Origin of the sequence: Alteromonas aquimaris (assembly GCF_026183695.1) — a bacterium.
Lineage (GTDB): Bacteria > Pseudomonadota > Gammaproteobacteria > Enterobacterales > Alteromonadaceae > Alteromonas > Alteromonas aquimaris.
This window is the reverse complement of record NZ_JAPFRD010000002.1, coordinates 514,904-531,128: the sequence shown is the minus strand read 5'-3', so window position 1 is coordinate 531,128 and position 16,225 is coordinate 514,904. Positions and strand designations below refer to the sequence as shown.

The following is a 16,225-nucleotide window of genomic DNA, read 5'->3' as shown; positions in this document are numbered from 1 at the left end:
GAGGAAATAATTATACCCATTTTTTCAGCATATCGTTTACGATTATTGGTAGTTGGCAGTTGGCAGTTGGAGAACCCCCTCAGTTATGCGATACCCAAAAGGCCTGACATTAGTTGAAATGATGATTGCGCTTGCGATCATGGCCATTTTGATTACGGTAGTGGCACCCAATGTTCAAACAATTTTGATGCAAAATCGCATTGTTGCTGACATCAATAATTTAAGTGCAGCGATTAAACATGCCCGCTTCACCGCTGTGGATGAACAAACTGCTGTAACGTTCTGTCCTACCTCCAATTACACCCACTGCGCTTCCAGTTGGGCGCTGGCGAAAATGGTATTTATCGACAGCAATGGTAACGGCCTGCGCGATGACAGTGAAGCGATTATATTAAGTGCCGATCCTCTTAGCTCATCTAATTCCGTCAGCGGAGCGACAGGGGCCGTACAATTTTCGGCCAATGGCGGCACCGACCTTAACGCTGCTGTCACTATCTGTCCTGACAATGGTGACGTTAATTTAGCCTCAGCGTTAATTGTAACCTTATATGGTCGGGTCACTACTGCGCAAGACAGTGATAATGATGGCATAAAAGAAAACAGTAGTGGTGCTGCTCTTACCTGCCCTTAGTCCCAACATGATTCTGGGGTGCGAATAGACACATGATCTATAGTGAGAGTCGAACATTCCTGTTGCTGACTCCCCTTCCTTTCGGCGATTAACGTATAGGTGAATAGATCTACGTTTTCTACCCTCACTGTATACTCTTCCATTTCTGGCGGCGTTAGTTCATCTATTTTTGCGTACGTTCCATTAACCAGTCTGAAACGTTCCTGCATTGTTTGCAATGCGATTAACTTTAGCTGCACTTGCCTGAGCGCGCTTCGCTCCATATATACCTGATAGCTTGGCACTGCGAGCGCTGCTACTATGCCCGTTATGGCTAGTGCCATTATCGTCTCAATAAGAGAATACCCTTTCTGTTCCTTCCACCTCATCCGCAATTTTCCTTGCTTTAGTACAGCTTAATTTCGTTTGCTACAAATGTAGTATGGGTTAACTCTATGCGAAATCAGCCTTACGCACAGCTAGTTAAAGGGACAGAAAATGGAATGAAAAAATATGGATACACGCTTGTTCAATTAATGGTTGGGATCAGCATCATAAGCATACTTCTTACAGCGGGGATCCCTTCTTTCGCTGAATTTCAACGTCGCCAGGAGTTACGTCAGATTTTGTTGCAAACAAAACAACTGATTAGCGAAGCCAGACATATTGCTATAGTGCACAGAAAAAACATCACAGTGGTAGTCGATACAGGAGATAGATGGTGCATTGGCGCGACCACAGACCTCACCTGTGATTGCCAGCAAATAACTGGATGTCAGATTAACGATATCGCCTTCACGTTAACTGCTAAAAATAACGATGTAGTGTTATCCGAATCGCGGAACCGCGTTGGCACAAAAATTGTGTTTACGGCATCCTATGGTACCGCTTACGGCTTTGCCACGACATTGAGGCTAAATAGCGTGATGGGGGTGGGCAAGGTAATTATCAATAATCTGGGCCGTGTAAGGATGTGCACCGATACAGCGTCGGCATTGGGCATGCAACAATGTTGATGCGGCCGTACGGGTTCAGTTTAATAGAGCTGCTTATTACCATGGCCTTGAGCCTGACATTATTCACTGGCGTGATCGCATTGACAAGCCAGCTACTTAGTAGCCAGCGCCTGATGTCAGCAGAGTTAGCACTTAAAACCGAACTTAGCTTAATTGCAGAAATTCTGACTAACGAAATTCGAAGAGCTGGATTTAATGAGCATGCGGTCGAACTATTTTTAGCAAAAGCGCCCTCCCCATTTACACCTTCTGTCACATTATTCGCCAGCGGCGATAAGAAGGAAGCAAACTGTATTTTATTCAGTTACGACAAAAATCGAAACGGGATAGTAGATATCGATGCCCCTGACGAGCGCTTCGGTTTTAAACTTCATAAGAACGCTATCGAAATAAGACGAGACGGTAGGACCTGTGAACAAGGGGGATGGCATGATCTAACCGATCCGCGCACGGTCAGCGTTACTGCCTTTTCATTAACAGAATACTTCTCTCCCAACGGCCATCACTATATACACATTTTGATTGGGGCCCATCACGTTAGGTTTGCACAATTGGCCAACGAAAAAAACATATTTATAAAGATTGAAAATGGATAAATACATAGGCCAATCAGGGATGACGTTGCTTGCCCCTACAACACTATTGCTTTCATTACTAATAACGGCGCTGCTGGTATGCAATAAGTCGTTGTTAGGCATATATGCCATTCAATCGGAAACACTAACCGCCCACGGGGCCCAGCGCACCGCGCAAAATCATCTTACGCAACTCAGCGCGACCTTACTCAATACCAGCGATGAGGGGTTTCTACTTTCGAGTCACCAGCGCATCCTCAGCCAGGAGAGCATCACACTCAATGACGTCGGGTTGCCAATATTTACACTTTCAGGAAAAGCTAGCGTGCATACAATTTCACGCAGCGTTGTTGAGTCAGTGATTAAATTCCCCCTCCTGTTAAATGTTCCTCCGGCCGCCTTTTCAGTCGCCTCCGCCCTTCCTCCTTCGTCAAAGTTTGAGCTAGCGTTGCCCCAGTCACCCGCTGATTCAGGACGGGCTTTCAGTCTGTGGAGCAAAAATGGGGTGCCAGCTACTGGCGATCGTCACATCAGCTGTTTGCATGATCATTTTAATGATGGCAAGTGTAAGCAACGTCGAATTTCATCAAATGCTCAGCAAGGTGACGATTTTTATGTCTTCGACCGCAACTTTCCGTCTGATTTGATAATATTTCTGTTTGGCGTCGACACTATCGCACTGCATCTGGTAGAGGCATACAGCGCAAAAATAATTACACATTGTCACCAATTGAACGAAGAAAGTGTTGGTCTGTATGTAATAGAGTCTGACTGTCTTATTTCGACAAAATCTATCATAGGCACACCCACCACCCCAGTCTTGTTAATTAGTAAAAATGCGAATATTGATTTTAAACCTCACGCTCAATTTAACGGTTTGTTTGTCGCATTATGTGTTGATTCAGCGGTTTCGTATGACATAACCATGCACCCCAGCGCCTTTATAAATGGCGCGCTCATGACTGACTGTAAGCTAAGTGGTTCCTCACATATCAGGGTAAGCTTCAATCGCCCGCTTTTAAGCGCACTTCAACAAACTCCCAGGCTACAACAATTGCACCGGATTCCAGGGTCATGGAGAGACTTTTGATATGGGGCAAGCTGGATTCAGTTACATTGAACTGTCAATTACGAGTGCTGTAGTTTCGATATCCGCACTTGGTTTACTGTCGTTGATAACGAACATGAACTCCTCTACCAAGGAGCTCAATTTAATCAATCACGTACGCGAACAAGCACAAGGAAAGGTAATCGAATTGATGGCGAAGACTGAAATATCCCCTTCATTTGACCACAAAATCACGAAAATTGAAGAAAGCAAATTTGCTTTTTCAACCAACGTTACGGTCAAGCAAAGCACCTTAACAGATATCACAATTACCAGTAGTCAACCGGGACAATACTTTGACATTAAACATACCATCTCGATAACACAACTGCGTTCACCGCCTTTAACAATTAACTCTGTCCATCAGTTGAATGCAGCGTATAAACCGAATTAAAAAGTGGATTCTTTTTGCTAACATGACCAGCAATATTCGGCAGCGCCGATGGTGCCATTATTATCTTTATCCCACGCTTTGCGCCCGTCACTAAAATAAAAAAGCGCTCCGTCTGTTTCTACCGCAGATCCCGTTACCGGGGTTGCCTTAAGTTGAAAGGCAATACCAGTTGCCTGTTCAATCGTAAGATTATAGCGTTTATTGGATGCGGGTTCGCTCGCTGGAGAATGGGAAGCAAAGACTGCTGGCGCCCCGGTATTTGCGCCCCCACTGGCGCCACCTTCGTAGCTAAAAGTACCACTATGGTGGCGTTCCATGGCTGCGGCGAAAGACATGAGATCCGCTTGCGCAGCACTGCGATAACTCCCCGCCATCACCGATTGGTATGAGGGGTAAGCGATGGCAGCAATAATGCCAACTATGGCAACCACGATCATCAATTCGATGAGCGTGAAACCTGTTTGTGTAGTTCTTTGTTGCCCTATCATGGTTTATTCTCTCTCAGTTTCCGTTTTCCAGCTTCCACGTTGGATGCGCTCAAATTTACCGTAGATATTACGGGCCAGGCAGGCAAAATCAGATAAACATTCCTCTTCGTTTCCATTTTCATCTTCGCTGATAACCGCGGAAACACATTCCGTACCAAGACATACGACCGGTTTAACTATTTCTTCTATCAGGATTTTAGTTTCCGGCGCTATCCCTGTTTGCTTAAGTTGAGCGAAGCGGTCGTTAGAATCAAGATTATTGTTATTGTTCAGATCGTCTACCGCATTGCCATTAAACATATTCACCAGATACGCACGACTATTGCCGGTTGGTGGCGCGCAGGCGCTATCACTGCTGCTAGCTGGAACATATGTCGTGAAAAAGACTTTGTAATCAATGATAAGAGGAGACGAAAGAACTTTTTCTCCTCTTGTAGTGAGACGAATAAACCAACCCGATTTGGAGGCAAACTGGCTTGCCGCCAAATCCTTTTCGGCTTGATCTGAACTGCTCAGTAGATGATCTGTGGCATCGTACAACGAAGCTTCGGTCACCACCGTTTCAAATACATGCAGACCGTTTTCATCGCGTTTGAAAACCCCTTTATCTTTGAACATGTAAAAGCGATCATCGACCACCGTATTCAATGGTGCGGCACGCCAACCACTTCCAATCGCCACTCCATAGTAATGTTCGTCAGCCAAAGCAACCTCTGTGACATCGGCACCGTAATAAAAATGACGGTTACTGTTGGCGTCGTTACCGGCGAAGTCCGCGATTTTCGCCCCTTTTATGAAATCTGTACCAGATTTACCGTTATAGATATCAAACCTGAACAGCTGACCGCCCATGTCTGCCATATACATGTGATCGGCAAACCCGTCATTATCACGATCAATTACAGAAACACGGCCTGGAACACTATATTGCATATCGGTTAAGTTCAGGTCGGCACCTGAATTGCTCGCATGCCATAATAACGCGCCCGTGTCGGCATCAAAGATATATACCGCATTGCCCATCACATCAGATGCTCTGATAGATTTGGTATCCTGATCGCTATCGTAGCCGCCCCCCACTATCATTACATTTTTCACTGAGTCTCCCATGCGAACCTTGGTAATAGTGGGTCGTGACCAGGTTTGCCCCATTTTTTCCAAGCCGGTCGCCCCTCCTTTGATACTGAATACCAGCTTAGGTGAAAGCTTACTGGATACGTCAAACACATAGTAGTTTCGGCCACCGCGGCGCATGCCTAGATACAGATACGTTTTGTCTCCCACGGTTCGCAACACCATGTCACCATCAAGACCATATATATGGTTAAAACTTGAATTGTCCTGATAGAATTCGTTCAGGTTTGCCATGAGTTCTTTAGGAATTACTGAGAAGTTTTCTTCGCCAGTATAGGCATCAAAGGAATGAAGGAAGCCATGGTTAGTTGCGACAAATATAGCTGAATCATTTGTTCCGTAATTGACTATAACAGGTTGAGAATGGATAGGGTCGCCCATTTGTAACCGTACATCGGTGGTATCCCCATCGCCGTCGACATCACGCACATCAACCCCACGCGTCCATTTCAGAATGGACTCTCGTAAGGTGGTAGCGTCAGCTTGCGCTGCAATAGCGAGATCATCAGTCGTTATTGCACTATTTGACTCGTGTACCGCATTAGCAGAACTGGCAATTGAACCTGGGCCATCGAAAAAATACATTTTACGGACGCTGTTCAATAAACTTGCAGCTCCACCTTCTCTAACATCGTTACCATCTTCCAATACTGACCAGTAACTATGGGAGCCTTCTGCAAAGAAACCTGTCACGCTATCCACTGCGTCTAACCCGTTTTTATCTAAAATTTTATCGCCATTGATTTTATACTTCTTTAAATTACCAGGCCAGATGGTGCCTTCAGCTGGCTTAAATAAAGCAAAGTACAACTCATCGCGATGGGTTAAACGGTTCAACTGGTTTACCGCCACACCTGGCGATACAAACGTTGCATTAATATCTTTTACAGAGCGCAGGATGGTTTGGAACGCGGCAAGTAACTCAGTGCTGTTATCCGCTTTATAAAAGCCGCCCCCACTTTGCACCGCAAGCTGATTTAGAAAGTTATTCGCGGTGGTATTGGCGGCAAAACCAATAGTATGGGTAATCAGGCGGCGATCAATTACTGAGCTATCCGCTTTACTCAAGTTTTTAACCAAATCCAAACCGCATTTTTCGCCGCCACTCCCGGTGCATGTACTGCCTAAAAGTGATTCAATTTTTGCCACACTGTGATTATTGTTAGCCTCCCCATCCGATAACAATACGATGTGATTGTTAGTCTGACATTGCATGTCGGTAATGGGGGAGATGTAGGTCGCACCGGCGGGAATATATTCGGTGACACAAGAACCATCGCTTAAATTACTCTCGACACAACTGGGATCACGCACCGGATCGGAGCCCACATAAGAGGCCCGGTGGCTTACCCGTGTGCTTCGTCGAACTGAACTGGAAACATCCGATTGACCTCGGGTCAGGCCGTAATCTACATTCCGTCCGCCATAATAGTTGGTTGCTTCATACAATGTATCCACAATCGGAGTTAATCCATTCGCACTGAGTTCATCAACTTTACTGATAAGGTGATCACGCACCGTAGCGGAGGTGCCTGGAGTAGCAGTCCCTTTAAATTTTACCACCAGACGGGGGGCGCCTGATGGTTTACCTTTATAAGAGTAAACACCACGCACGCCGGTAAAATCGCTAAACACAAATGCCATGGCATTGCCGGGCATCCAGCTGCCTCGATCCACTATTTGCTGAACAATGGTTTTAAGCTCTGGTGATTGGTAATCATAGTTACGATAGAACGATGGCATTGACCAGGTGATACCGGTAGTTTTCGGAAGGTCTCTAACCATGTTTTTCTTATGCGGATGAAAGTCATTCGCATCATCTACCGCAACCCCTCTTATCTGCATGGAAGCACTGCTATCCTTATCGGTGTCGTAAGCGGTAAATTCAAGATAAGCCTGAAGCACTTCAGCGCCTTGAGGAATGTTGACGTTTTTAAAGCGAATGCCTATATATTCGTTATACCTTGCGTTTAAGGTAAGTTCAGTACCAGTAGAGTCATCACCGCTGGGTTTTTCTTCAACATTGTCTTTCGTATTTTCTACTTGATAAACCGCTTCACCCGCTATACACCCAGTAGCGGTAGACTCATCATAAGTAACCACTAATTGTGGTGAGCCGCCCGTACCCTGATCGTATGATTTTACTTTCCTGCTACTTCCACTATCACTGCTATTACCCGTAATGAGAACGCTTAAGGCCTGCCCGCCACACCAGGCGGTTTGGTCTACCACTTCCTGTACTATGCTACTTAAATCAGGCGTCGTAATAATTTCATCAGATAAGGGAAACGCATTATCACTGTCCCACAAAATTTCACTGGCTGTTTTTGGGCGTGCCGAAAGGTTATTTGTGGAACTATTGAATGTCACACTGTCAGCGCTTAATTCACCACGAATGGATAGTGAGGTGGCGGGAAAATTGGTACCACTGGAGGTAAGTCTGATATAGGCGCTCGTGATCGTGGCCCCCTGTGGAATATCCAGATCACTGAAACGCATGCCGGCCAAAACTTCGTTGGTACCGTCACTAAGTTTAATATTGTTAGAAGTTAAGGAAACGCTACCACCAATTTCATGCGCATCATCACTTCCACTGGCGGTGGAAGTGATGATTTCGGGGCTTACAGAATCATCAATGTTGCGAATAGGAAAAAGTACCGGCCCCCCGTAATCAGAAAATCGCATTAAGCCAGCATTGATATTGGTCGCTGATCCTAACGCAAGTTTAAGCGCATTTTGCACGCGAAGCATTCTGGATTCCTCTCCCCCGTCCATATTTCCCATACTTCCTGACGTATCCATTATGAATAACACGTTTGGATTGTAGGTAACCGCGGTGGAGGAGGTACCAAGATAAATATCTAAATCATCAGCCAATGCTGAGAAGCCTATACAGCCCCAAAGCGAGACGGAAAGTATGATACGGGTTAAGTGCTTCATCACTCTCTCCAATTACTGCGAAGCCGGAGCAAGCACAGCGGCTGCCAACGAATTAGCCACCACGGTGGCTTTTTCTGCCACTCTGCCGCAGCCCCGGATAATAAATACGTGACAGTTTATATTACTGCCGCCAATAACATTGCTTGAGCCTCGACAGGCCTGTTCCCGTACAAATGCTGTACGCGACCAACTTTGGGTGACGGGTTGATTTTGATAGTTGCCAGCGGCAACGTGGCGCGTGCCCGTGGTCAATCCCCCCGTAGTCATTTGTCGATTGATCCAATCTACGTCATTAAAACAACTTAAAGCGTCCACCTCAGGGTCGAACGCGTTTCCTTGACGTGCCTCAGAGAGGGGGTCTGTCAATGCCTCATCTTTTAATAAAATTTCATCTTCAGACTCAAAAAACACCCCCGCAATCGCGGCTTCAGCCGCGTCGAACGCCAAACCAGTTTGCTGCATCGACATTGCCATTTTTGACTGCGATAAACTGCTGGAAACCGCACTTACGCCTAATATAGTGAGCGATAATAAAACTAACAGTGCAAATACCAGCACTACGCCTTGTTGTTTCATTGTGCGTTCCTCACAAAATTTTTCATGTTTCTTAACGTTAGTGTTTTGGAGAATACTTGAAAATAATGAGCTTTATCGACGGTCACCGCAGTTTCGTTTAATACGGCATATTGAGGAGCGACTGTTTGTTGCATCTGTCCACTGTCGCTTCTTAACAATAAACCCAGTCGAATAGCGATAACATGTTGATTACTAGCGCGTAAGCTGGCCAGCTGATTGGCGGTCACATAGCGGATAGCTTGGCCTTCTGAAGTTGCACTTGGCGCACTAACCCCATACTGAACCTGAAAGCTTTCAACATTATCTAATAGCACCACAGTAAGCGCCGAGGTGGTGGCGACCTTTAGCCCACGAAGTACACGACCGTCATAGCCGGTGCATTTAAGCTGGTTTTGGGAAACAAAATAATAATTAACTACATGAAACTCATCACTGGGGGCATAACCGTGACGGTTTCCTGTACAGTCGGCAGTACCCTGAAAATTTACCACTAGTTCATCATTTGCACCGGCGATCCCTTGCGACGCTCCCAAAGAGACATTGGTAATATAATCACCCGCCAGCGCCACAGGCCGGTTGTGAATCCATCCGGCTTCGACGACTAAATCTGTACTATTATCAACTTGAGCAGAAACCTGGTCATATCGCCCTGCCTGAATAAGCTCTCTGGAGAGTCGTTGCATAATAAAGCGGCCCGATTCCTGAACCTGGGCAATAGCGTCATTCAGAGAATTGGTGACTCTACTACTCACCAGAGATTGAATAATCGCACCAGAAATGACTAATCCCAGTACCAATGAAATCATCAGCTCAACCAGTGAGAAGCCACGCTGACTCATAAGGTAATATCCTTAAATACACAGGCGAAACTATCACCTTCTGCGGGATTGCATCGATTGTTAAGAGTATATTGTCTGTTGGCGCTGCTGCTGACAGGCCACTGCAACATTATTTCCACGCGAGAACCCGCACTGCATACATCAGGATCGCCAGCTTTATTATCATTGCAGGAAACGGATAATACGGTTAGAGGATTTGTTTGTACGGCAGAGCAGGATAAGGACCAGCCGTCATATTCAGCCATTTCTGCTTCATTACACTCCCCATCTTCACAATTGGGTACATCCGCAGGACGAGATAAACAAAAGCATTTATAAGGGTGACTCCCCCCGCTACAGCTTAACTTGGCAAAATTATAGGTGTCAGCAGAAAAGTAATCGTTGTGTACCACCAGACCATCGCCTACCGTAGCAGCACGTGCCGCCGCTCTTAAGCGCTCAGCTACTTGTTGGGCAACCAGCTCCGACTGGGTTCGACTGATGGCGTCTTTATTAGCAAAAGAGCCAACAAACTGTAACGATGCCACGCCTAGCAAACCGATGGCCAAGATCACCAGAGTGATAAGGATTTCGATTAAACCTACGCCGGATTGTCTGACACTGTGTGTCATTCACACCTACCTAAAACACTATTAACTCATTCTAATCCTATATCAGGATAACGTTTTATTAAGTATCAACAGGTAAAGGTGTGTATTGAATTCGATTCGCGATGAGGAATGGCGGGTGATAGATATATCCACCCGCATGTATGGCTATTTAATCTACATGGGCCGTTCGTATTAGCCGACTTGACGAATACGTAACTCTTTAGGCACCGCGAATTCAACATTTTCTTCGCGTCCAGCTCGCTCTGTAGCCTTCACCGCTCCCCAGCTTAACAAATGGTCTACCACGCCCTTTACGAGTACCTCTGGTGCAGAAGCCCCTGCAGTCACACCAACATGCTTAACGTTTTCAAGCCATTCTCGCTGAATACAATGTTTGTCCGCTATGAGATACGCCTGCGCGCCCACCTTTTCCGCTAATTCTCGAAGGCGATTTGAGTTAGAGCTGTTTTGTGCCCCCACTACAAGCAGTACTTCACAATCCTGAGCTAACTCTCTCACCGCATCCTGTCGGTTTTGAGTAGCATAGCAAATATCATCTTTGCGAGGCCCCTGAATGGCTGGGAAACGTTCTCGCAGCGCATCAATTACGTCGGCGGTATCATCTACTGATAATGTCGTTTGACTGCAGTAATACAGATGCTCCGGATTTTTCACGTTGAGGGTGCTGACATCTTCGATCGATTCCACCAGGTAAATACCGCCCGCTGCATTATTATACTGCCCCATGGTGCCTTCCACTTCTGGATGCCCCGCATGACCAATTAATATACACTCGGTACCAGACTTGCTTGCCCGGGTGACTTCCATATGCACTTTCGTAACCAAGGGGCAAGTGGCATCAAAAACTTTCAAACCACGTTCAGCGGCTTCATTTCGTACCGCCTGTGAAACGCCATGAGCCGAAAAAATGACAATGCTGTCATCAGGCACTTCATTTAACTCATCAACAAATACCGCACCACGCGTTTTTAAACCATCCACTACAAAGCGGTTGTGTACGACTTCATGACGCACATAGATGGGCGGCTTAAACATTTCTAACGCCCGTTCTACAATGGTAATAGCGCGGTCTACTCCGGCACAAAAGCCACGTGGGTTAGCTAAATGAATCTGCATACTGATTGACCTTAGTGATGAGTTACCAGCGGAATTATATCAATAATTTCCACATCGAATATGACCGTTTGACCGGCTAAGGGATGATTAAAATCAACTGTCACTGAATCCCCTGCTACGCTGCGGATAATTCCTGGTACTTCCGAACCATCCGGTTGCGCAAAAGCCATGATCATACCCTCTTCCAACGTCATATCGCTACTAAAACGAGCGCGATCCATATGGTGAATATTATCTGGATTAGGTTGGCCAAACGCATCATTAGCTGCCAGAGTAAACGATTTACGTTCACCTTTATTTAGGCCCTTCAAGCAGGCCTCAAAATTAGGGGTTAAGCTACCATCGCCTAATACGAGTTTGGCGGGCTTATTATTCACCCGGGTACTGTCGGCGGCAGAACCATCTTCAAGTTTTAGATCGAAGTGCATGATCACTTCGCAATTCTCTTCAACTTTTAGTACACCATCAGTCATGTTTTACTCCATTCGTAGTGGCATTATCAGACTTAGTGGCATGCGTATCTTTGTTAACGAACATATCAATAATTAGAAGCCCTGCGCCGATAAAGATTGCACTGTCAGCGATATTAAACGCAGGCCAGTGCCATTGTCCTACATAAAAATCAAGGAAATCTACAACATAGCCATAGGCAAGGCGGTCATACACGTTACCTAACGCTCCACCCAGAATGAAAGCAAACGCTACCGGAAGCAGTCTCTGCTGTTTTGGGGATTGTTTAAGCCACCACAGAATCGCAATACTTACTGCCCCAGCGATAGCGGTGAAAAACCAGCGTTGCCAGCCTCCGGCATCACTTAAGAAAGAAAATGCTGCCCCATAATTACGTACATAGGTTAGATTAAAAAATGGCAGTACCTGTATTGATTGATACAGGTCCATCGCCTTCATAATTGTTATTTTAGTCCACTGATCAAGGATCAGTACAAGAATACTGATCCATAAAAAACGTAAGCCCGTCTGGGTAATACTATTAAGCATAGTGGCGTATTTCCCCTGCACCATCTACGTTGGTAATACAGCGCCCGCACAAGTCCGGATGCGCACTATGCGTGGTTACATCTTCGCGCACGTGCCAGCATCGAGAACATTTTGTTCCCCCAGCTTTACGCACTTCAACAGCGAGTCCTTCCAATTCAGTTTGCACCGCTGCTTGCGTTTTTTCACTGTCACCCAATACATGGGCTTTCGAAGTGATTAACACGAAGCGTAACTCATCTTCTAGCTGAAGCAATTTCTCTTTTAACGCATCATTTGCAAATAGGTAAATTTCGGCTTCCAACGAGCCGCCTAAACGCCCCTCTTTACGTGCTTGTTCCATCGCCTGATTCACCGCATCTTTCACTTTTAAGATTTGATGCCAGTAATCATCATTTAATTTTGCTTCAGCACTGAACGAATCAAGTCCCTGGTACCAGGTTTGCGTAAATACAAATTCATCCCGATTACCCGGCATTTCCTGCCAGATTTCCTGTGCGGTAAAACTGGTAATCGGCGCAAGCCACCTCACCAAAGCCTCGGCAATATGATATAGAGCAGTTTGACAGGAGCGTCTGGCTACGCTGTCTTGTTTGGCCGTATATTGGCGATCTTTGATTACGTCGAGGTAGAAACTACCCAGCTCTATTGAGCAGAAATGCATTAGTTTTTGGGTCACGACCAGCAAGTCATAACGTTCATACGCTTCAATAATTTCCTGCTGTAAAGCATTTGCTCGTTGAACGATCCAGCGGTCAAGTGCAACCATTTCATCACTGGAGACAGCATGTTTTGACGGCTCAAAACCGTTCAGATTCGCCAATAGGAAACGCGCGGTGTTTCTTAATCGACGATATGAATCGGCAGCGCGCTTGAGTATCTCATCTGATACAGCGATTTCGCCACGGTAATCCGTAGACGCCACCCACAACCGGAGAATGTCTGCACCTAATTTATCAGTTACCTGTTGCGGGGCAATCACGTTACCTAACGACTTGGACATTTTTTTACCATGCGCGTCCACTGTAAAACCGTGGGTAAGCACCTCTTTATACGGAGCATGGCCATGCATGGCAGTAGATGTCATTAAAGACGACATAAACCAGCCACGATGTTGATCCGAGCCTTCAAGGTATAGATCTGCGCTTGCTGGCAAATCTTCACGGCGGTCGACGACAAAATAGTGCGTCACCCCGGAATCAAACCATACATCCAGGGTATCCAACACTTTTTCGTATGCGTCTACGTCCGCTCCCAGCAGGTTTTTGTCATCGATGTCCCACCAGGCCTGAATTCCCTTTTGTTCAACCTCAATGGCTACTTTTTCGATAATATCGCTGGTCTGTGGATGCAGTTCACCGGTTTGCTTATGAACATAAAGAGGGATGGGTACCCCCCACGTACGCTGACGTGAAATACACCAGTCAGGACGCCCTTCAACCATTTTTTCTATGCGGTTTTGCCCCCACTCAGGGATCCACTCAGTGCGTTTAATTTGTTCTAATGACTGATCACGCAACCCTTGCTTATCCATACTGATAAACCATTGCGGTGTTGCGCGAAATATAATCGGCGTTTTATGGCGCCAGCAATGAGGATAACTGTGCTCGTAATTAATGTTAAGCAGTAATAGTCCGCGCTCTTCAAGTGTATCAATAATGGCTTTATTTGCTTTAAATACAAACTGACCACCAAACAATGGCGTGTTCTCTAAAAAGACACCGTTATTACCAACTGGATTGTAAACTTCAATGTCATAACGTTTACAGACATTGAAATCATCAACCCCGTGTGCAGGCGCAGTATGAACGCAGCCTGTACCCGAGTCAGTGGTCACGTGATCACCTAAAATTAAAGGTACTTCAATACCGGCGAACGGATGGTGTACTTTACAGTTCTCCAGCGCTGAACCCACACAACTTGCGATTTCTTTGAAATCGGTCACACCATAGCGCTGCACAGAGCTTTCCATCAGTTCATGGGCTAAGACGACCCATTCACCGGAATCCACCAGCTCCACCAGCGAATACGTTAATTCAGGATGTAAACTGATGGCGCGGTTTGCAGGCAATGTCCATGGAGTGGTGGTCCAGATAACCACACTGGCCCGATGTTTTTCTAATTGCTTGGTGGTAACCCCAAACGCTGTCGCAATCGCTTCAATATCAGCGACAGGAAATTTGACGTCTATTGCGGGAGAGGTTTTATCTTTATATTCCACTTCCGCTTCGGCCAGGGCTGAGCCACAATCTGTGCACCAATGCACGGGTTTAAACCCCTTCTCCAGATGCCCTGAACTAACAATTTTACCTAATGCGCGGATAATATCGGCTTCAGATTGAAAATCCATGGTCTTATAAGGGTTATCCCACTCTCCAAACACGCCCAGCCGCTTAAAGTCAGCCATTTGACCATCGATTTGTTTTTGCGCGTAATCGCGACATTTTTGACGAAATTCCGCCGGGGTGACCTTATTGCCAGGTTTCCCCACTTTTTTCTCGACCACCAATTCAATCGGTAAGCCATGACAATCCCAGCCTGGTACGTATGGCGCATCAAAATCCGACAATGTTTTTGATTTAACAATGATGTCTTTAAGAATTTTATTTACTGCATGACCTATATGAATGTCGCCGTTCGCGTAAGGAGGGCCATCGTGTAAAACAAATGGTTTTTTACCTGCTTTGGCTTCACGAATGGCCTGATACAGTTTTTTCTGCTGCCATCGCTCAAGCATTTTAGGTTCGCGTTGCGCAAGATTCCCACGCATTGGAAATGACGTTTCAGGTAAATTAAGTGTTGCTTTGTAATCACTCATATAAGTTTTCTTTCCCACTGTTCTTTTCGTGGCTTGAACTAAATTATTTTGTTAAGGCAGTCCGCGCGGCGTTAGCGTCTAGCTGGATCTGCTCCTTTAACGCTTCAAATGAAGCAAATTTCTTTTCGTTTCTAAGTTTCGCTACGGGGTAAACCACTATAGGGTGCCCGTACAACGACCCTTCAAAATCAAACAAATGCACTTCAAGTAAGGTGCGTTGGCCAGAAACAGTGGGACGACTTCCCACATTGGCCACGCCTTCGTACATTTGTTTATTTACTCCCACCCGTACCGCGAACACGCCGTGCACGGGTGTATTACACCGATTCATAAAAACATTCGCGGTTGGAAACCCGATTGTACGCCCTTTTTTATCACCATGAACAACCTTGCCGCGAATGGCAAACGGTCTTCCCAGCATCTCTTCAGCCAGCGCAAAATCACCTGTATCTAAGGCTTCCCGAATTGCCGTAGAGCTAATGCGGCAATTATGCATCCGAAAACTCCGGGTACTGGCAACATCAAAACCGTCGCGCTTACCCGCTTCTCGAAGCATGCTGAAATCGCCCTGACGCCCTTTTCCAAACCGAAAATCATCGCCCACCACCAGAAACTTCACACCTAACCGCTCAACCAGCAAATCATGCACAAAAGATTCTGCTGATTGACTGGCAAATTCCCGATTAAATCTTACGCAGAGTAATCTATCTACACCGATGGCATTCAGCATTTCATATTTATCGCGCAACACGCTAATTCGAGCTGGAGCCTGCTCGGGATTAAATAATTCTTCTGGTTGAGGTTCAAATACCATCACTGTCGCGGGCAACGCCATTTCACGAGCTTTTCGGATGACATTAGACAAGACTGCCTGGTGCCCCCGATGTACACCATCAAATTTACCAATGGTGAGCACACACCCTTGATGTTGAGGGCGAATATTATGTAATCCCCGAATTAGTTCCACTGCGCGTTACTGATTGCCATTGATGATAATAAAATAA

The 16,225-nt window shown here is 45.9% G+C and carries 16 protein-coding genes; 5 read left to right on the top strand and 11 right to left on the bottom strand.

The genetic code is table 11. The features are described from left to right. The first annotated feature begins 85 nt into the window (after window positions 1-85). The gene (locus tag OPS25_RS02510) at window positions 86-631 is read left to right on the top strand and encodes a GspH/FimT family pseudopilin (protein WP_265616069.1); all 546 of its coding nucleotides are present in this window, start codon (window positions 86-88) and stop codon (window positions 629-631) included. On the opposite strand, the gene OPS25_RS02505 is transcribed toward OPS25_RS02510, so the two are convergent. Further along, entirely contained in the window at window positions 628-999 is a 372-nt protein-coding gene (locus tag OPS25_RS02505; RefSeq protein WP_265616067.1) for a type IV pilin protein, read from the bottom strand. The two genes, OPS25_RS02510 and OPS25_RS02505, sit on opposite strands and share 4 nt — an antisense overlap. A gap of 66 nt (window positions 1,000-1,065) precedes the next feature. Between OPS25_RS02505 and OPS25_RS02500 the strand changes: the two genes are divergently transcribed. The 4 genes from OPS25_RS02500 to OPS25_RS02485 are packed head-to-tail and all read left to right on the top strand — an operon-like array spanning window position 1,066 to window position 3,703. Continuing rightward, complete coding sequence (locus OPS25_RS02500) at window positions 1,066-1,626, top strand: GspH/FimT family pseudopilin (RefSeq protein WP_265616066.1); 561 nt, start codon at window positions 1,066-1,068, stop codon at window positions 1,624-1,626. Beyond that, window positions 1,620-2,222: a prepilin-type N-terminal cleavage/methylation domain-containing protein gene (locus OPS25_RS02495; RefSeq protein WP_265616065.1), complete on the top strand. Its 603-nt coding sequence runs from the start codon at window positions 1,620-1,622 to the stop codon at window positions 2,220-2,222. Before OPS25_RS02500 ends, OPS25_RS02495 begins: the two co-directional genes overlap by 7 nt. Then, the gene (locus OPS25_RS02490) at window positions 2,215-3,291 is read left to right on the top strand and encodes a hypothetical protein (RefSeq protein ID WP_265616064.1); all 1,077 of its coding nucleotides are present in this window, start codon (window positions 2,215-2,217) and stop codon (window positions 3,289-3,291) included. The genes OPS25_RS02495 and OPS25_RS02490 overlap by 8 nt, the downstream gene beginning before the upstream one ends. A gap of 1 nt (window position 3,292) precedes the next feature. Next, window positions 3,293-3,703, top strand: coding sequence for a type IV pilus modification PilV family protein (locus OPS25_RS02485; RefSeq protein WP_265616063.1), 411 nt, complete (start codon window positions 3,293-3,295; stop codon window positions 3,701-3,703). Window positions 3,704-3,720: 17 nt separating this feature from the next. Here the strand turns inward: OPS25_RS02485 and OPS25_RS02480 are convergent, their stop codons facing one another. The 10 genes from OPS25_RS02480 to ribF form a co-directional block, all read right to left on the bottom strand. Beyond that, window positions 3,721-4,191 (bottom strand): type IV pilin protein, encoded by a 471-nt coding sequence (locus OPS25_RS02480; RefSeq protein WP_265616062.1) that lies wholly within the window; start codon window positions 4,189-4,191, stop codon window positions 3,721-3,723. Window positions 4,192-4,194: 3 nt separating this feature from the next. Then, window positions 4,195-8,265, bottom strand: a complete 4,071-nt coding sequence (locus OPS25_RS02475; RefSeq protein WP_265616061.1) for a PilC/PilY family type IV pilus protein — start codon at window positions 8,263-8,265, stop codon at window positions 4,195-4,197. Window positions 8,266-8,277: 12 nt separating this feature from the next. Beyond that, window positions 8,278-8,841: a PilX N-terminal domain-containing pilus assembly protein gene (locus tag OPS25_RS02470; protein ID WP_265616060.1), complete on the bottom strand. Its 564-nt coding sequence runs from the start codon at window positions 8,839-8,841 to the stop codon at window positions 8,278-8,280. Next, on the bottom strand, window positions 8,838-9,680 hold the full coding sequence (locus tag OPS25_RS02465; RefSeq protein WP_265616059.1) for a PilW family protein: 843 nt from the start codon (window positions 9,678-9,680) through the stop codon (window positions 8,838-8,840). Before OPS25_RS02465 ends, OPS25_RS02470 begins: the two co-directional genes overlap by 4 nt. Next, window positions 9,677-10,291, bottom strand: a complete 615-nt coding sequence (locus OPS25_RS02460; protein WP_265616058.1) for a prepilin-type N-terminal cleavage/methylation domain-containing protein — start codon at window positions 10,289-10,291, stop codon at window positions 9,677-9,679. The genes OPS25_RS02465 and OPS25_RS02460 overlap by 4 nt, the downstream gene beginning before the upstream one ends. A 171-nt stretch (window positions 10,292-10,462) precedes the next feature. Further along, window positions 10,463-11,407, bottom strand: a complete 945-nt coding sequence (ispH, locus tag OPS25_RS02455; RefSeq protein WP_265616057.1) for a 4-hydroxy-3-methylbut-2-enyl diphosphate reductase — start codon at window positions 11,405-11,407, stop codon at window positions 10,463-10,465. 11 nt (window positions 11,408-11,418) lie between these two features. Continuing rightward, on the bottom strand, window positions 11,419-11,880 hold the full coding sequence (gene fkpB / locus OPS25_RS02450; protein WP_265616056.1) for an FKBP-type peptidyl-prolyl cis-trans isomerase: 462 nt from the start codon (window positions 11,878-11,880) through the stop codon (window positions 11,419-11,421). After that, window positions 11,873-12,406, bottom strand: a complete 534-nt coding sequence (lspA, locus tag OPS25_RS02445) for a signal peptidase II (RefSeq protein WP_265616055.1) — start codon at window positions 12,404-12,406, stop codon at window positions 11,873-11,875. Before lspA ends, fkpB begins: the two co-directional genes overlap by 8 nt. Then, window positions 12,399-15,221 (bottom strand): isoleucine--tRNA ligase, encoded by a 2,823-nt coding sequence (gene ileS / locus OPS25_RS02440; protein WP_265616054.1) that lies wholly within the window; start codon window positions 15,219-15,221, stop codon window positions 12,399-12,401. Before ileS ends, lspA begins: the two co-directional genes overlap by 8 nt. A gap of 43 nt (window positions 15,222-15,264) precedes the next feature. Beyond that, complete coding sequence (gene ribF, locus OPS25_RS02435; RefSeq protein WP_265616053.1) at window positions 15,265-16,188, bottom strand: bifunctional riboflavin kinase/FAD synthetase; 924 nt, start codon at window positions 16,186-16,188, stop codon at window positions 15,265-15,267. Window positions 16,189-16,225 lie beyond the last annotated feature (37 nt).

Bases quoted from the DNA above. Each gene is read 5' to 3' on its own strand.
- OPS25_RS02510 (WP_265616069.1), top strand. From the start codon at position 86: ATGCGATACCCAAAAGGCCTGACATTAGTTGAAATGATGATTGCGCTT.
- OPS25_RS02505 (WP_265616067.1), bottom strand. From the start codon at position 999: ATGAGGTGGAAGGAACAGAAAGGGTATTCTCTTATTGAGACGATAATG.
- OPS25_RS02500 (WP_265616066.1), top strand. From the start codon at position 1,066: ATGCGAAATCAGCCTTACGCACAGCTAGTTAAAGGGACAGAAAATGGA.
- OPS25_RS02495 (WP_265616065.1), top strand. From the start codon at position 1,620: ATGTTGATGCGGCCGTACGGGTTCAGTTTAATAGAGCTGCTTATTACC.
- OPS25_RS02490 (WP_265616064.1), top strand. From the start codon at position 2,215: ATGGATAAATACATAGGCCAATCAGGGATGACGTTGCTTGCCCCTACA.
- OPS25_RS02485 (WP_265616063.1), top strand. From the start codon at position 3,293: ATGGGGCAAGCTGGATTCAGTTACATTGAACTGTCAATTACGAGTGCT.
- OPS25_RS02480 (WP_265616062.1), bottom strand. From the start codon at position 4,191: ATGATAGGGCAACAAAGAACTACACAAACAGGTTTCACGCTCATCGAA.
- OPS25_RS02475 (WP_265616061.1), bottom strand. From the start codon at position 8,265: ATGAAGCACTTAACCCGTATCATACTTTCCGTCTCGCTTTGGGGCTGT.
- OPS25_RS02470 (WP_265616060.1), bottom strand. From the start codon at position 8,841: ATGAAACAACAAGGCGTAGTGCTGGTATTTGCACTGTTAGTTTTATTA.
- OPS25_RS02465 (WP_265616059.1), bottom strand. From the start codon at position 9,680: ATGAGTCAGCGTGGCTTCTCACTGGTTGAGCTGATGATTTCATTGGTA.
- OPS25_RS02460 (WP_265616058.1), bottom strand. From the start codon at position 10,291: ATGACACACAGTGTCAGACAATCCGGCGTAGGTTTAATCGAAATCCTT.
- ispH (WP_265616057.1), bottom strand. From the start codon at position 11,407: ATGCAGATTCATTTAGCTAACCCACGTGGCTTTTGTGCCGGAGTAGAC.
- fkpB (WP_265616056.1), bottom strand. From the start codon at position 11,880: ATGACTGATGGTGTACTAAAAGTTGAAGAGAATTGCGAAGTGATCATG.
- lspA (WP_265616055.1), bottom strand. From the start codon at position 12,406: ATGCTTAATAGTATTACCCAGACGGGCTTACGTTTTTTATGGATCAGT.
- ileS (WP_265616054.1), bottom strand. From the start codon at position 15,221: ATGAGTGATTACAAAGCAACACTTAATTTACCTGAAACGTCATTTCCA.